This window comes from Pararhodobacter aggregans (assembly GCF_003075525.1).
Classification (GTDB): Bacteria; Pseudomonadota; Alphaproteobacteria; order Rhodobacterales; family Rhodobacteraceae; genus Pararhodobacter; species Pararhodobacter aggregans.
Genome location: NZ_QDDR01000010.1, coordinates 132,538 through 147,396 on the forward strand (window position 1 = coordinate 132,538; position 14,859 = coordinate 147,396).

The following is a 14,859-nucleotide window of genomic DNA, read 5'->3' on the forward strand; positions in this document are numbered from 1 at the left end:
TTGGCAAGACGTCCCACGGTTCCGCGAGGGCGTCCGGCCCCCGTAGGGTGGGTTTTCAACCCACCGTCGCGGGCCAGTTTCGAGGGCCCCCCCCTGTAGGGTGCGTGCTCGCACGCACCGATTGGGGGAACGGCCCGATGGGTGGATGTCGTGGCGGAGGGGCGGTGCGGTGCGTGCCAGCACGCACCCTACGGCCGGCTGCGCAGGCGGGTCGAACGCCCGGTCGGCATCGACGCCTGAGTGGTGTTGCCGGACCATAGGCATTGCGTCTGGGCTCTGCCCGAGGGGGACGCCGATTTTGCGACCCGGTGGCGCGTGATCAAGGCCCGGTTCGCGCGCGCGATTCCGCCGGTCGCGCGGCGGGAAAGCCTCAGGCGGCGGCGCGAGCATGGGGTGTGGCAGCGGCGGCTCCGGGAACACCCCATCCGCGATGAACAGGATTGGGACAATCACATCCAGTATTGTTGGTTCAATCCGGCTTGGCAAATAGGTTATAGAGCTTCTTTCTATCATGATCAGGCATCAAACCCAAAGGATCCCTAAGCTCAATCATATAGTCGACCTGCTCTTGAGAAAAAGCCGGCAGAGATAAAATCCTTGCAACTTCGTCCTCAGTAAAATACCTGCGCAAGTGATCATACGGAAAAACAATTTGCTTCTCTATCTGATGTAGCACCAAACGCAGGTTCGCAATGCCTTCAAATGTCTTGCGTGCAGTGTAGCACCTAGAGATCTCGAGAAACCCACCATCGAATATCAAGCCACTTCTGGAGAGGTAGCCTCGATGCAGAGCTGCCGCAGCACTATAGTAATTCTTCAGCGCAGGGACAATATCAACGGAATCCGATCTTTTGACGAATTCCCGTGCCGCAGAGTTCCATTTCATTTCGCGTAGAAGCGCGGCCGAATCAAAGTATATTTTCGAACTGACCCGCCTATGAACGCCGAACCTGACCATGAAAGCCGACGAAGCCCGCGGAATGTACTGATGACTAATCCCATTCCTCAATCCCTGAACAAACTGAGCCAGCGCCTGATCAGAGAACATCTCAGTTCGGAAAGCATCAAAGGCATCCTGAGAAGCCCGTGAGAGCTCACCCCTCAATCCTCTATATGCATCGACGAGAGAATAGGCGGCATAAGAGAACTGAAAGATCGCATTTAGTGCCTCCCTCTCTATTCTATCATGATTAACAATATCTGAGAACTCAGCCGACGCTTGGAGCTCGCCGTAAATAAGGAGAATTCTATCAAAGGAGTCTGAGAGAATTCTAAATCCAACCTCGACACAATCAATCTTCTTCCAAGTCGGCCAAAAGGGATGCGCACTAACAATTTCCTCGAAATCCATGACATAATGCCATAGATCATTTAACTGGACACGACTTAGGCTGCCGCCCCGCCTCCAAGTCGTCGAAAAATCTTCCTTCACCTGCTCAAGACCAGACTCGCGCTGGCTTTCAATGGCCTTCATTATAGCAATGAAGTCCTTAGGGGGTTTGTCGCTCACTCCCAAACCCCCTTAAACTCTCGCCACTCGCCCACACTCATCCCCGAGGACTCGCGCGTCACCTCTTCACCCTTCAGCATCCGCTTCAACGCGTCAACGGCCTTGCCCGAAAGGTTCACGCCGCCCATCCGGTAATCCTCGAACGCCCCGAACGCGAGGGGCACCCAGTCGGCGACCATCTTGGCAATCGCCTCGGCATAGACGCGGATCTCGTATTGGGCGTGGGCATCGGCGCGCAGGCGCAGGAAATGGAAGAGGTTGTGCAGATCCGTCTTCCAATACCATTGCGTATAGATGTTCATCGGCAGGTTCATCCGCGCCAATTCACGGGCGAGGCCCTGTTGGCCGTCCTGCGAGAGCATCTCCTCGTAATGGTCGTACATCTGGGCGGCGTCGGATTTCAGCAGCGCCAGCACCCGGGCGGCCTCGGCCCCCTCCAGCACGGCGCCCCGGCCCTGGTTGTTGACCGTCGATTGGGCGGCCAGTTGGGCGGGTTCGGGGATATAGAACTCGCGGTCCAGAATCGAATAGCGGGCCGAGTATTCGTTGACGTTGGCGGTGCGGTGGCGGATCCACTGGCGGGCGACGAACACCGGCAGTTTGACGTGGAGTTTCAGCTCGCACATCTCGAAGGGGGTCGAGTGCCAGTGGCGCATGAGGTAGCGGATCAGCCCCTCGTCGTTGGACACGTGCTTGGTGCCGGCGCCATAGCTGACGCGGGCGGCCTGCACGATGGCCGAATCGTCGCCCATGTAGTCGATGGCGCGCACGAAGCCGTGGTCCAGCACCGGATGGGCGGTGTAGAGATGCGCCTCCATCCCCGGGGCGACGGCGCGCAGCGTCATCTGGGGCGTGGCGCGGGCGGCGGCGATCTCGGCCTCTTGCTCGGGGGTGATGGTCATGGCGGGCCTCCTGGGGGATTCGGGTTGGTCCCTCTATAGCATCCGCGCGGGGGAGGCACGCAACATGATGGGTGTCGCGGAAAGCCCCTGACAAACGCTTGCGGCGGGTTATGTTGGGGGAAAGCAACATCGGAGGGGCGCATGGGCCTGACTTATCTGCACACAATGGTCCGGGTGAAGGATCTGGAGGCCTCGATGGCCTTCTACCGGCTGCTGGGTCTCGAGGAGACGCGGCGGATGGACAGCGAGAAGGGCCGCTTCTCGCTGGTCTTCATGGCCCCGCCCGGCCAGCCGGAATGCCCGGTCGAGCTGACCTATAACTGGGACGGGGACGAGGGGCTGCCCTCGGACAGCCGCCACTTCGGGCATCTGGCCTACCGGACGGACGACATCTATGCGCTGTGCCAGCACCTGATGGACAACGGCGTCACCATCAACCGGCCGCCGCGGGACGGGCATATGGCCTTCGTGCGCAGCCCCGACAACGTGTCGGTGGAGCTGCTGCAGGCGGGCGATGCGCTGGCCCCGGCCGAGCCCTGGGCCTCGATGCCCAATACCGGGCATTGGTGAGGGATGGCCCCGGGCGCAAGGCGTATTTGGGGCAGAATGAAGCGGCGCGCGCGGGGCCTGGGGCCTGGCGCGCGCTTTTTGCTGGCGGGGGTGCTGGCGGCGGCTCCGGCCGGGGCGCAGGAATGTCGGCTGGCGCTGGTGCTGGCCTTCGACGTCTCGGCCTCGGTCGATCAGCGGGAATACCGGCTGATGATGGAGGGCACGGCGGCGGCGCTCAGGGCGCCCGAGGTGCAGGCGGCGGCGCTCAGCGGGGCGCCGGTGGCGCTGGCGGCCTATGTCTGGGCCGGGCGGCGCGAACAGGCGATCGCGGCGGATTGGCGGGTGATCCAGAGCGCCACGGATCTGGCGGAGCTGGCGGACCGGCTGGCGGGGTTTCCGCGGCCCTCGGGCGATCCGCTGGGCATCTGGTCGGGGCGCACCGGGGTCGGTGCGGCGCTGGCAGCGGGCGGGCGGCTGCTGGAGCGGGCGCCGGATTGCGAGGCGCAGGTCATCGACCTGGCGGGTGACGGGCAGAACAACGACGGGCCGGAAACGGTGCGCTTCGAGGCGGTGACGGTCAACGCGCTGGCGGTGGCCGGCAACATGCCGCTCGATTACGACGGGGCGGTGGACGGGCTCGCGCGCTGGTACGCCGAGAACGTCCTGCAGGGGCCGGGCGCCTTCGTGCTGGAGGCGCAGGGCTACGAGGATTTCGCGCGGGCCATGCGGATCAAGCTGGAGCGCGAGTTTCGGCCGCTGCTGCTGGGGGCGCTGTAGCGGCGGGTAGGATGGGCAATCCTGCCCATCCTGCGCCAGCCCTCAGCGGGGCGGACGGCTCATGACATGGGCCATGACGGCGATGGCGCTGCCCGAAACCAGGATCAGCCCCATGCCCGCCAGCGTCACCGTATCGGGGATATGGCCGAAAAGGCTCCATCCCATCAGCGTGGCCCAGACGAAATGCAGGTAATTGACCGGCGCGATCAGCGAGGTCGGCGCCTCGCGGTACGCCATGCCGAAGAGGAAATGCCCCAGCGTGAAGATCGCCCCCAGCGCCGCCATCATCAGCGCGTCGGTGAGATCCGGCAGGGGCGCGTCCAGGGTCGGCAGCGCCGCGACGAGGAAGAAGCTGGCGCCGATCGCATTGACCCAGAAGAGCAGCGCCAGCGGCGTCTCGGTCCGGGTCAGCACCCGGGTCATCAGGTGAAAGACCGTGTTGCTGGCGGCCAGCAGCAGCGCCAGCCCCACGCCCGCCGGGTTCAGCGCCGATCCCGGCCGCACGATCAGGAGCACTCCGGCAAAGCCCAGCGCTGCCAGCACCCAGCCGGTGCGGGTGACCGTCTCGCCCAGCAGCGGCACGGCCAGCGCCATCACCGCGAAGGGCGCGAGATACATGATGGCGATGGTCTCGCCCACCGGCAGCAGCCTCAGCGTGTAGCCGATGACCAGCGTGGCAAGCGTCAGGATCAGCGCCCGGATCCCCACCAGCACCGGCCGCTTCACGGTCCAGAGCAGGCGCCCGGCCCTTGGTGCGACGAAGATCAGCAGGATCAGGAGGCCGACGCCATAGCGCACGGCGGCGATGCGCTCGACCGGGTGGCGTTCGGTCAGGACCTTGGTCAGCGTGTCGCCGGCGGCGAAGAGGAACACGGCCGAAACCGCAAGGCCGATGCCCAGCAGGAGGCGGGCGGCAGGAGGGGCGGCGGTCACGGGGGCCTCGGGGCAAGGGATCTTCCTCGCCGGGTTAGGGGGTTCCGCGGCGCTTGTCGAGCGCGGGCGGCCGGTAGGATGGGCAATATTGCCCATCCTACGGGGGGCGGCGCTCAGGCCTCGGGCGGCAGGCGGGCGGTGTCGGCCTCGAGCCTGAGCGCGGCCTCGGCATGGGCGCGGGCGCGGGTCTGCATGGCGCGCGCCGCCTCGGCCAGGCGGCCCTCGGGCGCCTGGCCCAGCGCCGTCAGCGCCTCGAGCAGATGGCCCGCGACCTCCAGCATCGGCGCGCCGTCGCGGGCGATGGCAGCGAAGGCGGCCTCGATCAGTTCCGGCGGGGTCCAGGGGTGGACGAAGACCCCCGGCCCCTCGACCGCGTCGCTTTTCGAGGCCTGCGCCCAGTCCCAGAGCAGCCGTTCCAGGCGCGAGACGACTTCGATGGCGGTCCCCGGGTCGTTGACCGCGGGCGACAGCGCGCGTGAGGCGATCTCGGACAGCACGGTCAGCGCGAAGGCCGGGTCCTGTTCGAAGGTCCGGGTGTCGCCGATGACGAAGCAATCGAGCATCGCCTCGTCGCTGGCCGTATCCCCCTGCCCTGCCGGCACCTGCAGGAACGGTGCCCCGCGCAGGATCTGCTGGCCGGGCCGTCTGAGCACCCAGACCGGCCCCGGCGCGCAGCGAGCGAGGCCCTGCACGTCGATCACCTGCAACACCCCCGAGCGGGGCGCGGCGATGGTGCGGGCATCGTCTGGCAGCACGGTGTCGGGACCGATCGGGCTGGCGCCCAGCGCCGGTTTGTGGCGGTGGCGTTTCAGGGCGCTGCGGGCCTGATCCTCGGCCCGGGCCAGCGCGTCGCGCAGCGTGCCGAGCGTGGTCAGATGGGCGATCCAGCGCAACAGCGCCAGCACCACCGCGCCGGTCACCGCCAGGGTGACGCCCAGGACCAGCGCCGCGCCCGAATCGAAGCCCGCCTGGAACAGGATCAGCGCGGTCAGCGCATAGACGAAGGCACCGATGAAGATGCCCAGCACGTTATGGGTCAGCCCGTCCTCGAGCATCAGGTCCAGCACCCGGGGCGTCGCGTTCTGCAGCGCCGACCGGTGGGTCTGCACCATGATCCCCAGCGAGAAGGTCGAGACCGCCAGCATCGAGGAGGCGAGGATCTCCAGCACCGGCAGCACGGCCTCGGCGTCGATCCGTTCTTCCAGCCAATCGGGCACCAGCGGCGCCGCGAGATGGGCGGCGATGACCGCGAGGAAAGCGAGGACCGCGAAAAGCGCGACCCTCAGCCAGAGCGCATGGGCAAGGCGCCTCAGCCAGACGAAGAGTCTGAACATTCCGGCGTCAGACCGGCTCGGCCGGGAAGCCGATCCGGTCGAGCGCGGCGATCACCGCCTCGGGCGTGGCCTCGCCGCTCACGGTGACGCGACGCTGGCTCATGTCGAAATCGGCCTTGGCGCCAAGCGGCGTCACCGCCGAATCGATCGAGGCGCGGCAATGGCCGCAGCTCATGTCGGGGACGGAAAGGGTGAAGTGCCGGGTCATGGAAACCTCCTGTGATCGCCTGACGGAACGCCTTGCCCCGGTCCCTGTCAAGTCTTCCACCCAGTGGAACGCGGCGCGGGGCCGCAGGGTTCCGCCCCCTCCGCCCTCAGCCGCCGAAGGCCCGGTCGAGGCAATCCTGCGCCGCATCGGCCATGGCCTGCGAGGCGGGCCAGGGCAGGCCCGGCAGCAGGGTGACGCCCTCGGGCGGCTCGGCATCCTCGGCCGCGAGGTCGGCCAGCAGCGCGAAGGCCTCGGCCGCCTCGCTCTCGGCCGCGGCGGGCGGAGGGGCGAGGCCGCTGACGGCAATGCGCTGGCCCTCCAGCACCGGCGCGGCGGCGATGAGGGTGGCGGACAGCGCCTCCCAGGCCTGGGGATCGGCGTGCAGCGTGCTGACCGGGCAAAGGGCGCGGGCGATGTCCAGATCGAAGGTCACGAGGTAATCGTACAGCGCCCCGGGCAGGGCCGGATCGACCTGCAGCCACAGACGGATCATCGGGATCGTGGTCTCGGCAATGGTCGCCTCGCGCGTGGTCATCAGCCGCCCGTCCTGGCGGAACAGGGTCCAGGGCGCGCCGTCGAGCGCCAGCAGCGGCCAGAGCGGCGCCACCTCCTCCCCGGCGAAGGGCGAGGCATTGGCGCCGTCGGGCTCGATCCCGATCTCGAAACTGTTGCCGCGGAAGGCGCCCGAGGCGGTGGGGATCGGCAGCACGCAGCCCGGCGCCGCGGGCTGCGCCCCGCAATCGCCGGCCGGCGCCCGCCAGGTGACCGAGGTCGCGCGGTCACCGGCGATGGTCAGCACCTCGATATGGCCGGGCAGCACGCCCAGCATGTCGCCGATGGCCATCCAGGTGCCCTCGATCCGGGCGCCCTCGGAGGCGGCAAAGGCAGGGGTCGCGGCGCCGAGAAGCGCGGCGAAGGTCAGGGAAGGGGTGAGTCGCGGCATGGGGCCTCCTGTTCGGGCCGTGATAGCAGCGCGCGCGATTGTCAGCGATGGCGTTTGCCGCTAGGACGCCGGGAATCCCCAAACTGCCGCAGGAGTGACCCGATGATCCCGACCTCGCATATCGAACCGGCCGTCATGGCGCGCCTTGCGGCGCGGATGCTCCTGGACATCGGCGCCGTGCATTTCAACGCGCGCGACCCTTTCACCCATGCCTCGGGCAACAAGGCGCCGACCTATGTCGATTGCCGCAAACTGATCTCGTACCCGCGGATCCGCGCGACGCTGATGGATTTCCTGGTGGCGAAGGTGATGGGCGCGGCCGGGTTCGAGGCTTTCGACAACATCGCCGGCGGCGAGACGGCGGGCATTCCCTTCGCCGCGCTGGTGGCTGACCGCATGGCGCTGCCGATGACCTATGTGCGCAAGAAGCCCAAGGGCTACGGGCGCAACGCCCGGATCGAGGGGGTGATGACCGAGGGCCAGCGGGTGCTGCTGGTCGAGGACATGACCACCGACGGCGGCTCGAAACTCTCCTTCGTCGATGCGATCCGCGACACCGGGGCGAGCTGCGCGCATACGGCGGTGATCTTCTATTACGACATCTACCCCGAGACAGTGACCCGGCTGGGCGATCACGGCGTGTCGCTGCATTACCTCTGCACCTGGTGGGACGTGCTGGCCGAAGCCCGCGCCCGCGGCGATTTCGACACCGAGACGCTGGATTCGGTCGAGGCCTATCTGCGCGCGCCGAAGAGCTGGACGCCGCCCGCCTGAGCGGTTTCGCCCTCGGCTGCGCCTGCGGGCGACCAACGGCGCGGCAGAGCCGCGCCGACAGGGGGGCGCTGCCCCCCTCGGCCTGCGGCCTCACCCCCCGGGATATTTGCAGAACGAAGAGGGACGGGGCGGCGCGGGCGTACACGGCGGGGCGACGATAGGGACGCGCGCCGGAAGAGCTCGAGGCGCGACACACCTCCGGGTCGCGAGGCTCCCTTTCTCAGAGGCGCGCGGGCGCTGCCCTGCGTTAACGCCTGATTAACCCGCATCTTCGTTCTGCAAATATCCTCGGGGGGTGAATTGGCCCTCGGGCCAAGAGGGGGGCAGAAGGCCCCCCTTCCCTGACCACCGGCCGGGCGCGACCGGACTTATCCACAGCACCGTCCCCCGCTTATTTGCCCTGGCCGATTGTCGCGGAGGGTCGCATTTGCGATAAGGGGGCACGGTGCCGCCGGACCTCCGCCCCTTCCGGGCCCCGGACCGCCGGGCGCCGTCGCCCTGTTCCGTGCCCGCGCCCCACCGCGTTTGCCGCCCCCTGCCCCGGACCCGCCCATGACCGAGATCGCCGCCCTTCGCCCCGCCGCCCCGCAAGGCTCCGACACGACGGCGGCCGCCGAGGTCCTGCCGCATAACGTCGAGGCCGAGCAGCAGCTTCTGGGCGCGATCCTGACCAACAATGATGTCTATGACCGCATCTCCTCGCTGGTGAAGCCCGACCATTTCTTCGAGCCCGTGCACCGGCGCATCTTTGAAATCGCCGCGGCGCGGATCCAGAAGAACGCGCTGGCCTCGCCGGTGACGCTCAAGGCCTTCATGGACGACGATGCCGGGCTGAAGGAGCTGGGGGGCGCGGCCTACCTCGCGCGGATCGCGGGCGCCGCCGTCGCCTCCTATGCCGCGCGCGATTACGCGCAGATGATCTACGACCTGGCCGTCCGGCGCGAGCTGATCCAGCTGGGCCGCGACATCGCCGCCCGCGCCGCCACCGTCGAGGTCAAGGACGAACCCAAGGAGCAGATCGTCGCCGCCGAGCAGGCGCTCTACAAGCTGGGCGAGCAGGGCGTGGCGGAGAAGGGTTTCCAATCCTTCCTGCGCGCGGTGACCGAGGCGGTGAATGTCGCCGCCGCCGCCTATCAGCGGGACGGCGGGCTGGCGGGCATCTCGACGGGCCTGGTCGATCTGGACAAGAAACTGGGCGGTCTGCACCCTTCGGACCTCATCATCCTTGCCGGACGGCCCTCGATGGGCAAGACCTCGCTCGCCACCAACATCGCCTTCAACATCGCCAAGGCCTACAAGCGCGGCATCCGCCATGACGGGCAGGAGGGCGCGGTGAACGGCGGCGCGGTGGGGTTCTTCAGCCTCGAGATGTCGGCCGACCAGCTGGCGGCGCGGATCCTGTCCGAGGCGGCCGAGGTCCCCTCGGAACAGATCCGCCGCGGCGACATGTCCGAGGAGGAATTCCGCCGCTTCGTCGAGGTGGCGAAAACGCTGGAGAATTGCCCGCTCTACATCGACGACACCCCCGCCCTGCCGATTTCGCAGGTGGCGGCGCGGGCGCGGCGGCTCAAGCGGACGCATGGGCTGGACGTGCTGATGGTCGACTATCTGCAACTGCTGCGGGGCTCGTCCAAGGAAAGCCGGGTGCAGGAGGTGTCCGAGATCACCCAGGGCCTCAAGGCCATCGCCAAGGAGCTGAACATCCCTGTTATCGCCCTCTCGCAGCTCAGCCGCGCCGTGGAAAGCCGCGACGACAAGCGGCCGCAGCTGTCGGACCTGCGCGAATCGGGCTCGATCGAGCAGGACGCCGACGTGGTGATGTTCGTGTTCCGCGAGGAATATTACCGCGAGCGCGAGAAGCCCTCGGACCACGATCTCGACGCCATGGCCAAGTGGCAGGAGATCATGGAGCGCGCCCATGGCAAGGCCGAGGTGATCATCGGCAAGCAGCGGCACGGGCCGATCGGCACGGTCGAGCTGAGCTTCGAGGGGCGCTTCACCCGCTTCGGCAATCTGGTGCAGAGCTGGCAGCAGGACAGCGGGCCGGAATACTGACGCCCCCTTCCCCGACGCAAAAGGGGCGCAAGCTGGCTGCTTGCGCCCCTTTTCTCATGCCGCGCACCTGTAGCCGGAAGGCGGGGGCCGCAGGCGGGGTGGGCGGGCGGGAGCCTGCGGCCCCCGCCTTACGGCCTCAGACCAGCCGCGAAACCTCGACCGCGGCGCGGACGAAATCGGCGAACAGCGGATGCGGCTTGAAGGGTTTGGATTTCAGCTCGGGGTGGAATTGCACGCCGATGAACCAGGGATGGCCCTTGTGCTCGATGATCTCGGGCAGGCGGCCATCGGGCGACATGCCCGAGAAATGCATCCCGCAGGCTTCCAGCTTGTCGCGGTAGCGGATGTCGACCTCGTAGCGGTGGCGGTGGCGTTCCTCGATCTGCGTCGCGCCATAGACCCGCGCCACCAGCGATTCGGGGTCGAGCGCCGCGTTATAGGCGCCCAGCCGCATGGTGCCGCCCTTGTCGTCGCCGAGCTTGCGCTCGACCACATGGTTGCCCTGCACCCATTCCTTGAGGTGATAGACCACCGGCTCGAATTTCTTGTTGCCGCGCTCGTGGTCGAATTCCTCGGACCCCGCGTTCTGGATGCCCGCCAGGTTGCGCGCCGCCTCGATGACGGCCATCTGCATCCCGAGGCAGATGCCCAGATAGGGGATCTTGCGCTCGCGCGCCCAGGCGGCGGCGCGGATCTTGCCCTCGGTGCCGCGTTCACCGAAGCCGCCGGGCACCAGAATGGCGTGGAAGCCTTCGAGCACCTCGGTCGGATCGCCCTTCTCGAAGAGTTCGGCGTCGATCCATTCGGCCTTGACCCGCACCCGGTTGGCCATCCCGCCATGGGTCAGCGCCTCGGCGATGGATTTATAGGCGTCTTCCAGCTGGGTGTATTTGCCGACGATGGCGACGCGGACCTGCCCTTCGGCATGGGTCAGGCGGTCCATCACGTCTTCCCAGCGGCTGAGGTTCGGGCGCGGCGCCGGGGTGATCCCGAAGGCGTCCAGCACCGCCTGATCCAGCCCCTCGCGGTGATAGGCCAAGGGCGCCTCGTAGATCGTCTTCAGGTCATAGGCCGGGATCACCGCATCGGGCCGGACGTTGCAGAACAGCGCGATCTTGGCGCGTTCCTTGGCCGGGATCGGGTGTTCCGAACGGCAGACCAGCACATCGGGCGCAAGGCCGATGGATTGCAGTTCCTTCACCGAATGCTGGGTCGGCTTGGTCTTCAACTCGCCCGAGGCCGCCAGATAGGGCAGCAGCGTCAGGTGCATCAGGATGCACTGGCCGCGCGGGCGTTCGTGGATGAACTGGCGGATCGCCTCGAAGAACGGCAGCCCCTCGATATCGCCGACCGTGCCGCCGATCTCGCAGAGCATGAAATCGACCTCATCGTCGCCGATGCGGAGGAAATCCTTGATCTCGTTGGTGACATGCGGAACGACCTGGATGGTCTTGCCCAGGTAATCGCCGCGGCGTTCCTTCTCCAGCACGTTGGAATAGATCCGCCCGGACGAGATGGAATCGGTCTTGCGGGCCGGAACGCCGGTGAAGCGCTCGTAGTGGCCCAGGTCGAGGTCGGTTTCGGCCCCGTCGTCGGTGACGAAGACTTCGCCATGCTCAAAGGGCGACATCGTGCCCGGATCGACGTTGAGATAGGGATCGAGCTTGCGCAGGCGGACCGTGAAGCCCCTGGCCTGCAACAGCGCACCCAGCGCCGCAGAGGCCAGCCCTTTGCCAAGGCTCGACACCACACCACCGGTGATGAAGACGTAGCGCGCCATGCTGGAAACCCCCGTGTTCGTCGCAGCCAAAATGATCGGATCACGGGAGTCGAGCTATACCTCAAACCCCCGGCTTCCGCAATACGGACCCAACATCCTGCGTTAATTGGGTGCAGGCCCCAAAATCTTGAGAGATCAGTCCTGCCGCGGCGGCAGGACGGGTGCGTCACCGGCCGGCGGCAACTGGATATCGGGCAGTTGCACGCCCGGCGTGGCGGGTGCCGCGGGGGCCGGAGCCGTCGGCGCATCGACGCCGAAGCGTTCCAACACCGAGGTATCGGCCGAGTTCGAGGCGGCGATGACAGTCAGCGCCAGCGAGGTCATGATGAAAGCCCCGGCGAACAGCCAGGTCAGCTTGGCCAGCCCCGTCAGCGGCGGACGACCGGCCTGCGGCCCGAGCGACGCGCCCCCCATGCCCAGCCCGCCATTCTCGGAACGCTGAAGCAGCACCACCCCCATCAGCGCCAGCGCGAGGAGGAGATGGATGATGAGAACGACAGTCTGCATGGACGGGCCCTTGTCTCCGGTTCGGGCCTATCTATGCCGCGTGTTCGGGGCGTGCAAGCCCTTTGCCCCTCTGCCGGGCTCAGCCGGGCCGGTCGCAGACCGCCGAGAGCTTGTTGCCGTCGGGGTCGCGCAAGTAGCAGGCGTAGAAATCGGGGCCATAGTCGCGCAGGCCCGGCGCCCCCTCGTCCGTGCCGCCGTGGCTCAGGCCCGCGGCATGGCAGGCATCGACCGCGGCGCGGCTCGGGGCGATGAAGGCGGGCATCGAGCCGTTGCCGGCGCTGGCCGCGCGCCCGTCCCAGGGGCGCATCACCCAGAAGACCGCCTGTTCCATCCCCGGCGCGCCGTAGCCAAGGCTCTGCGGTCCGGTCGAGAGGCGCAGGTAGCCCAGCGCGCCCAGCACCGCGTCATAGAAGCGGGCCGCGCGCGTCAGGTCGTTCGAGCCCACGTCGACGTAGCGGATCATTCCTGATCCACATCGTCGACATCCGCCTGGCCGCTGATTCGGCGCCGGATGATCGACCAGCTCATGCCGATGCCCAGCACCAGCGAGCCGATGAACACCGCCAGCCACTGGTTCAGCGCCGCGTTGCCGGTGCCGAGCAGGCCGTAATAGACCAGCACCCAGATCACCGCGGCACAGAGCGCCAGCACCAGCCCCACGCCCAAAGGCCCGATCGAGCGGAAGGTCGCGCGCAGATAGACGACATAGCCCACCAGCAGCACCAGCCCGCCCAGCACGGTGACGGGCAGGTTGTCGGTGCCGTTCGCCCGGACCCAGTTGATGAAGTTCCACTGGGTCGGGTTCCAGGTGGCGGCGAGCAGAATGAAGGCGATGAGCCAGCGCAGAAGAAAGGCCATGATGAAAATCCTTGGTGTCCGATCCTCGATTGGTGCCCAACCTGCGACGCCCTGTCCAGTGCCCCTGCCCGCCCCCCCGATCAAAAGGGTGTTTCGCCCGGGCGCCCGTGTCGCTATAGAACGCACGGCTTCAGCGAACCGAGGAAGGATTCCGGCATGGCCAACGTGGTTGTCGTAGGCGCCCAATGGGGCGACGAGGGCAAGGGCAAGATCGTCGACTGGCTCAGCGAGCGCGCGGATGTGATCGCGCGGTTCCAAGGGGGCCATAACGCCGGTCATACCCTGGTCATCGACGGCAAGGTCTACAAGCTGAACGCGCTGCCCTCGGGCGTGGTGCGGGGCGGCAAGCTGTCTGTCATCGGAAATGGCGTGGTGCTGGATCCCTGGCATCTGGTGGGCGAGATCGCCAAGATCCGCGAGCAGGGGGTGGAAATCAGCCCCGAGACGCTGATGGTGGCCGAGAACACGCCGCTCATCATGCCCTATCACGGGGAACTCGACCGCGCGCGCGAGGCTTCGGCCGCGGGCTCGAAGGCCAAGATCGGCACCACCGGGCGCGGCATCGGTCCGTGCTACGAGGACAAGGTCGGGCGCCGGGTGATCCGGGTCGCCGACCTCGCCGATCCGGCGACGCTGGAACTGCGGGTCGACCGGGCGCTCTTGCACCACAACCCCTTGCGGGCCGGTCTGGGGCTGGAGCCCATCGACCGCGACGCGCTGATCGCGTCGCTCAATGCCATCGCGCCGCAGATCCTGGAATATGCGGCCCCCGTGTGGAAGGTGATGAACGACCTGCGCCGGGCCGGCAAACGCATCCTCTTCGAGGGCGCGCAGGGCTCGCTTCTGGACATCGACTTCGGCACCTATCCCTATGTCACCTCGTCCAATGTCATCGCGGGTCAAGCCGCGACCGGCGTCGGCATGGGCCCGAACGCGATTGATTTCGTGCTGGGGATCGTCAAGGCCTATACCACCCGCGTCGGCGAAGGCCCCTTCCCGACCGAGCTGATGGACGATGACGGCGAGCGTCTGGGCACGCGCGGCCATGAATTCGGCACCGTGACCGGGCGCAAGCGCCGCTGCGGCTGGTTCGATGCGGCGCTGGTGCGCCAGACCTGCGCCATTTCCGGCATCAACGGCATCGCCCTGACCAAGCTGGACGTTCTGGACGGGTTCGAGACGCTGAAGATCTGCGTGGGCTATGAGCTCGACGGCCAGACGCTGGATTACCTGCCGACGGCCGCCGATCAGCAGGCCCGCTGCACGCCGATCTACGAGGAAATCGAGGGCTGGTCGGAATCGACCGAGGGCGCGCGCTCCTGGGCCGATCTGCCGGGCGCCGCGATCAAATACGTCCGCCGGGTCGAGGAGTTGATCGGCTGCCCGGTGGCGCTGCTCTCGACCTCGCCCGAGCGCGACGACACCATCCTCGTCACCGATCCGTTCGAAGACTGATGGCGCTGTCCTATCGCACCCGCAAGCGCCTCTCGGTGCTGATCCTTCTGGTCGCGCTGCCGGCCTATATTGTCGTGGCCATCACGCTGGTGGGCCTGTTCGACCGGCCGCCGTTCCTGCTGGAACTGGCGATTTATGTCGGGCTGGGGGTGATCTGGGCCTTCCCCCTGAAGGCGATCTTCAAGGGGGTCGGCCAGCCCGATCCCGACGCCCCGGAAGAGTGACACGAGTCCTGGAATGAGAAAAGGCGCCGGTTTCCCGGCGCCTTTTTCAT

The 14,859-nt window shown here is 67.2% G+C and carries 17 protein-coding genes; 7 read left to right on the forward strand and 10 right to left on the reverse strand.

Annotated elements, in window-relative coordinates; translation table 11 throughout:
* Positions 1-243: 243 nt before the first annotated feature.
* Positions 244-543, forward strand: a complete 300-nt coding sequence (locus DDE23_RS25860; protein WP_420330171.1) for an REP-associated tyrosine transposase — start codon at positions 244-246, stop codon at positions 541-543.
* On the opposite strand, the gene DDE23_RS24935 is transcribed toward DDE23_RS25860, so the two are convergent.
* Both DDE23_RS24935 and thyX read right to left on the reverse strand, forming a co-directional pair.
* Complete coding sequence (locus DDE23_RS24935; RefSeq protein ID WP_133239586.1) at positions 470-1,510, reverse strand: hypothetical protein; 1,041 nt, start codon at positions 1,508-1,510, stop codon at positions 470-472. The two genes, DDE23_RS25860 and DDE23_RS24935, sit on opposite strands and share 74 nt — an antisense overlap.
* Positions 1,507-2,412: an FAD-dependent thymidylate synthase gene (gene thyX, locus DDE23_RS18185; RefSeq protein WP_107751945.1), complete on the reverse strand. Its 906-nt coding sequence runs from the start codon at positions 2,410-2,412 to the stop codon at positions 1,507-1,509. The genes DDE23_RS24935 and thyX overlap by 4 nt, the downstream gene beginning before the upstream one ends.
* A gap of 141 nt (positions 2,413-2,553) precedes the next feature.
* Here thyX and DDE23_RS18190 point away from each other — a divergent pair, with 141 nt between their 5' ends.
* Together DDE23_RS18190 and DDE23_RS18195 are read left to right on the forward strand one after the other, a co-directional pair.
* The gene (locus DDE23_RS18190; protein ID WP_107751946.1) at positions 2,554-2,982 is read left to right on the forward strand and encodes a VOC family protein; all 429 of its coding nucleotides are present in this window, start codon (positions 2,554-2,556) and stop codon (positions 2,980-2,982) included.
* 36 nt (positions 2,983-3,018) lie between these two features.
* A complete protein-coding gene (locus tag DDE23_RS18195) occupies positions 3,019-3,738 on the forward strand; it encodes a DUF1194 domain-containing protein (protein WP_107751947.1) in 720 nt (239 codons plus the stop codon).
* A 42-nt stretch (positions 3,739-3,780) separates the two neighbouring features.
* Here the strand turns inward: DDE23_RS18195 and DDE23_RS18200 are convergent, their stop codons facing one another.
* The 4 genes from DDE23_RS18200 to DDE23_RS18215 all read right to left on the reverse strand — a co-directional run bounded on the left by DDE23_RS18200 (position 3,781) and on the right by DDE23_RS18215 (position 7,156).
* The gene (locus DDE23_RS18200; protein WP_170121840.1) at positions 3,781-4,671 is read right to left on the reverse strand and encodes a DMT family transporter; all 891 of its coding nucleotides are present in this window, start codon (positions 4,669-4,671) and stop codon (positions 3,781-3,783) included.
* A gap of 113 nt (positions 4,672-4,784) precedes the next feature.
* Complete coding sequence (locus tag DDE23_RS18205) at positions 4,785-6,005, reverse strand: DUF2254 domain-containing protein (protein ID WP_107751949.1); 1,221 nt, start codon at positions 6,003-6,005, stop codon at positions 4,785-4,787.
* Positions 6,006-6,012: 7 nt separating this feature from the next.
* Positions 6,013-6,213 carry a heavy-metal-associated domain-containing protein gene (locus DDE23_RS18210; protein WP_107751950.1) on the reverse strand — a complete coding sequence of 67 codons (201 nt, stop codon included), beginning with the start codon at positions 6,211-6,213 and terminating at the stop codon, positions 6,013-6,015.
* Positions 6,214-6,319: 106 nt separating this feature from the next.
* Positions 6,320-7,156, reverse strand: coding sequence for a hypothetical protein (locus DDE23_RS18215; protein WP_107751951.1), 837 nt, complete (start codon positions 7,154-7,156; stop codon positions 6,320-6,322).
* A gap of 102 nt (positions 7,157-7,258) precedes the next feature.
* On the opposite strand from DDE23_RS18215, the gene DDE23_RS18220 reads away from it, so the two are divergent.
* Both DDE23_RS18220 and DDE23_RS18225 read left to right on the forward strand, forming a co-directional pair.
* Entirely contained in the window at positions 7,259-7,930 is a 672-nt protein-coding gene (locus tag DDE23_RS18220) for an orotate phosphoribosyltransferase (protein WP_107751952.1), read from the forward strand.
* A 552-nt stretch (positions 7,931-8,482) separates the two neighbouring features.
* Positions 8,483-9,985 carry a replicative DNA helicase gene (locus tag DDE23_RS18225; protein ID WP_107751953.1) on the forward strand — a complete coding sequence of 501 codons (1,503 nt, stop codon included), beginning with the start codon at positions 8,483-8,485 and terminating at the stop codon, positions 9,983-9,985.
* Positions 9,986-10,121: 136 nt separating this feature from the next.
* Here the strand turns inward: DDE23_RS18225 and DDE23_RS18230 are convergent, their stop codons facing one another.
* The 4 genes from DDE23_RS18230 to DDE23_RS18245 form a co-directional block, all read right to left on the reverse strand.
* Positions 10,122-11,765: a CTP synthase gene (locus tag DDE23_RS18230; protein ID WP_107751954.1), complete on the reverse strand. Its 1,644-nt coding sequence runs from the start codon at positions 11,763-11,765 to the stop codon at positions 10,122-10,124.
* Positions 11,766-11,900: 135 nt separating this feature from the next.
* Entirely contained in the window at positions 11,901-12,272 is a 372-nt protein-coding gene (gene secG / locus DDE23_RS18235; protein ID WP_107751955.1) for a preprotein translocase subunit SecG, read from the reverse strand.
* Positions 12,273-12,351: 79 nt separating this feature from the next.
* Positions 12,352-12,735 (reverse strand): VOC family protein, encoded by a 384-nt coding sequence (locus tag DDE23_RS18240; RefSeq protein WP_107751956.1) that lies wholly within the window; start codon positions 12,733-12,735, stop codon positions 12,352-12,354.
* Entirely contained in the window at positions 12,732-13,130 is a 399-nt protein-coding gene (locus DDE23_RS18245) for a DUF6524 family protein (protein ID WP_107751957.1), read from the reverse strand. The genes DDE23_RS18240 and DDE23_RS18245 overlap by 4 nt, the downstream gene beginning before the upstream one ends.
* Positions 13,131-13,286: 156 nt before the next feature.
* On the opposite strand from DDE23_RS18245, the gene DDE23_RS18250 reads away from it, so the two are divergent.
* Together DDE23_RS18250 and DDE23_RS18255 are read left to right on the forward strand one after the other, a co-directional pair.
* Positions 13,287-14,585, forward strand: coding sequence for an adenylosuccinate synthase (locus tag DDE23_RS18250; protein ID WP_107751958.1), 1,299 nt, complete (start codon positions 13,287-13,289; stop codon positions 14,583-14,585).
* Positions 14,585-14,809 (forward strand): DUF2842 domain-containing protein, encoded by a 225-nt coding sequence (locus DDE23_RS18255; RefSeq protein ID WP_107751959.1) that lies wholly within the window; start codon positions 14,585-14,587, stop codon positions 14,807-14,809. Before DDE23_RS18250 ends, DDE23_RS18255 begins: the two co-directional genes overlap by 1 nt.
* Positions 14,810-14,859 lie beyond the last annotated feature (50 nt).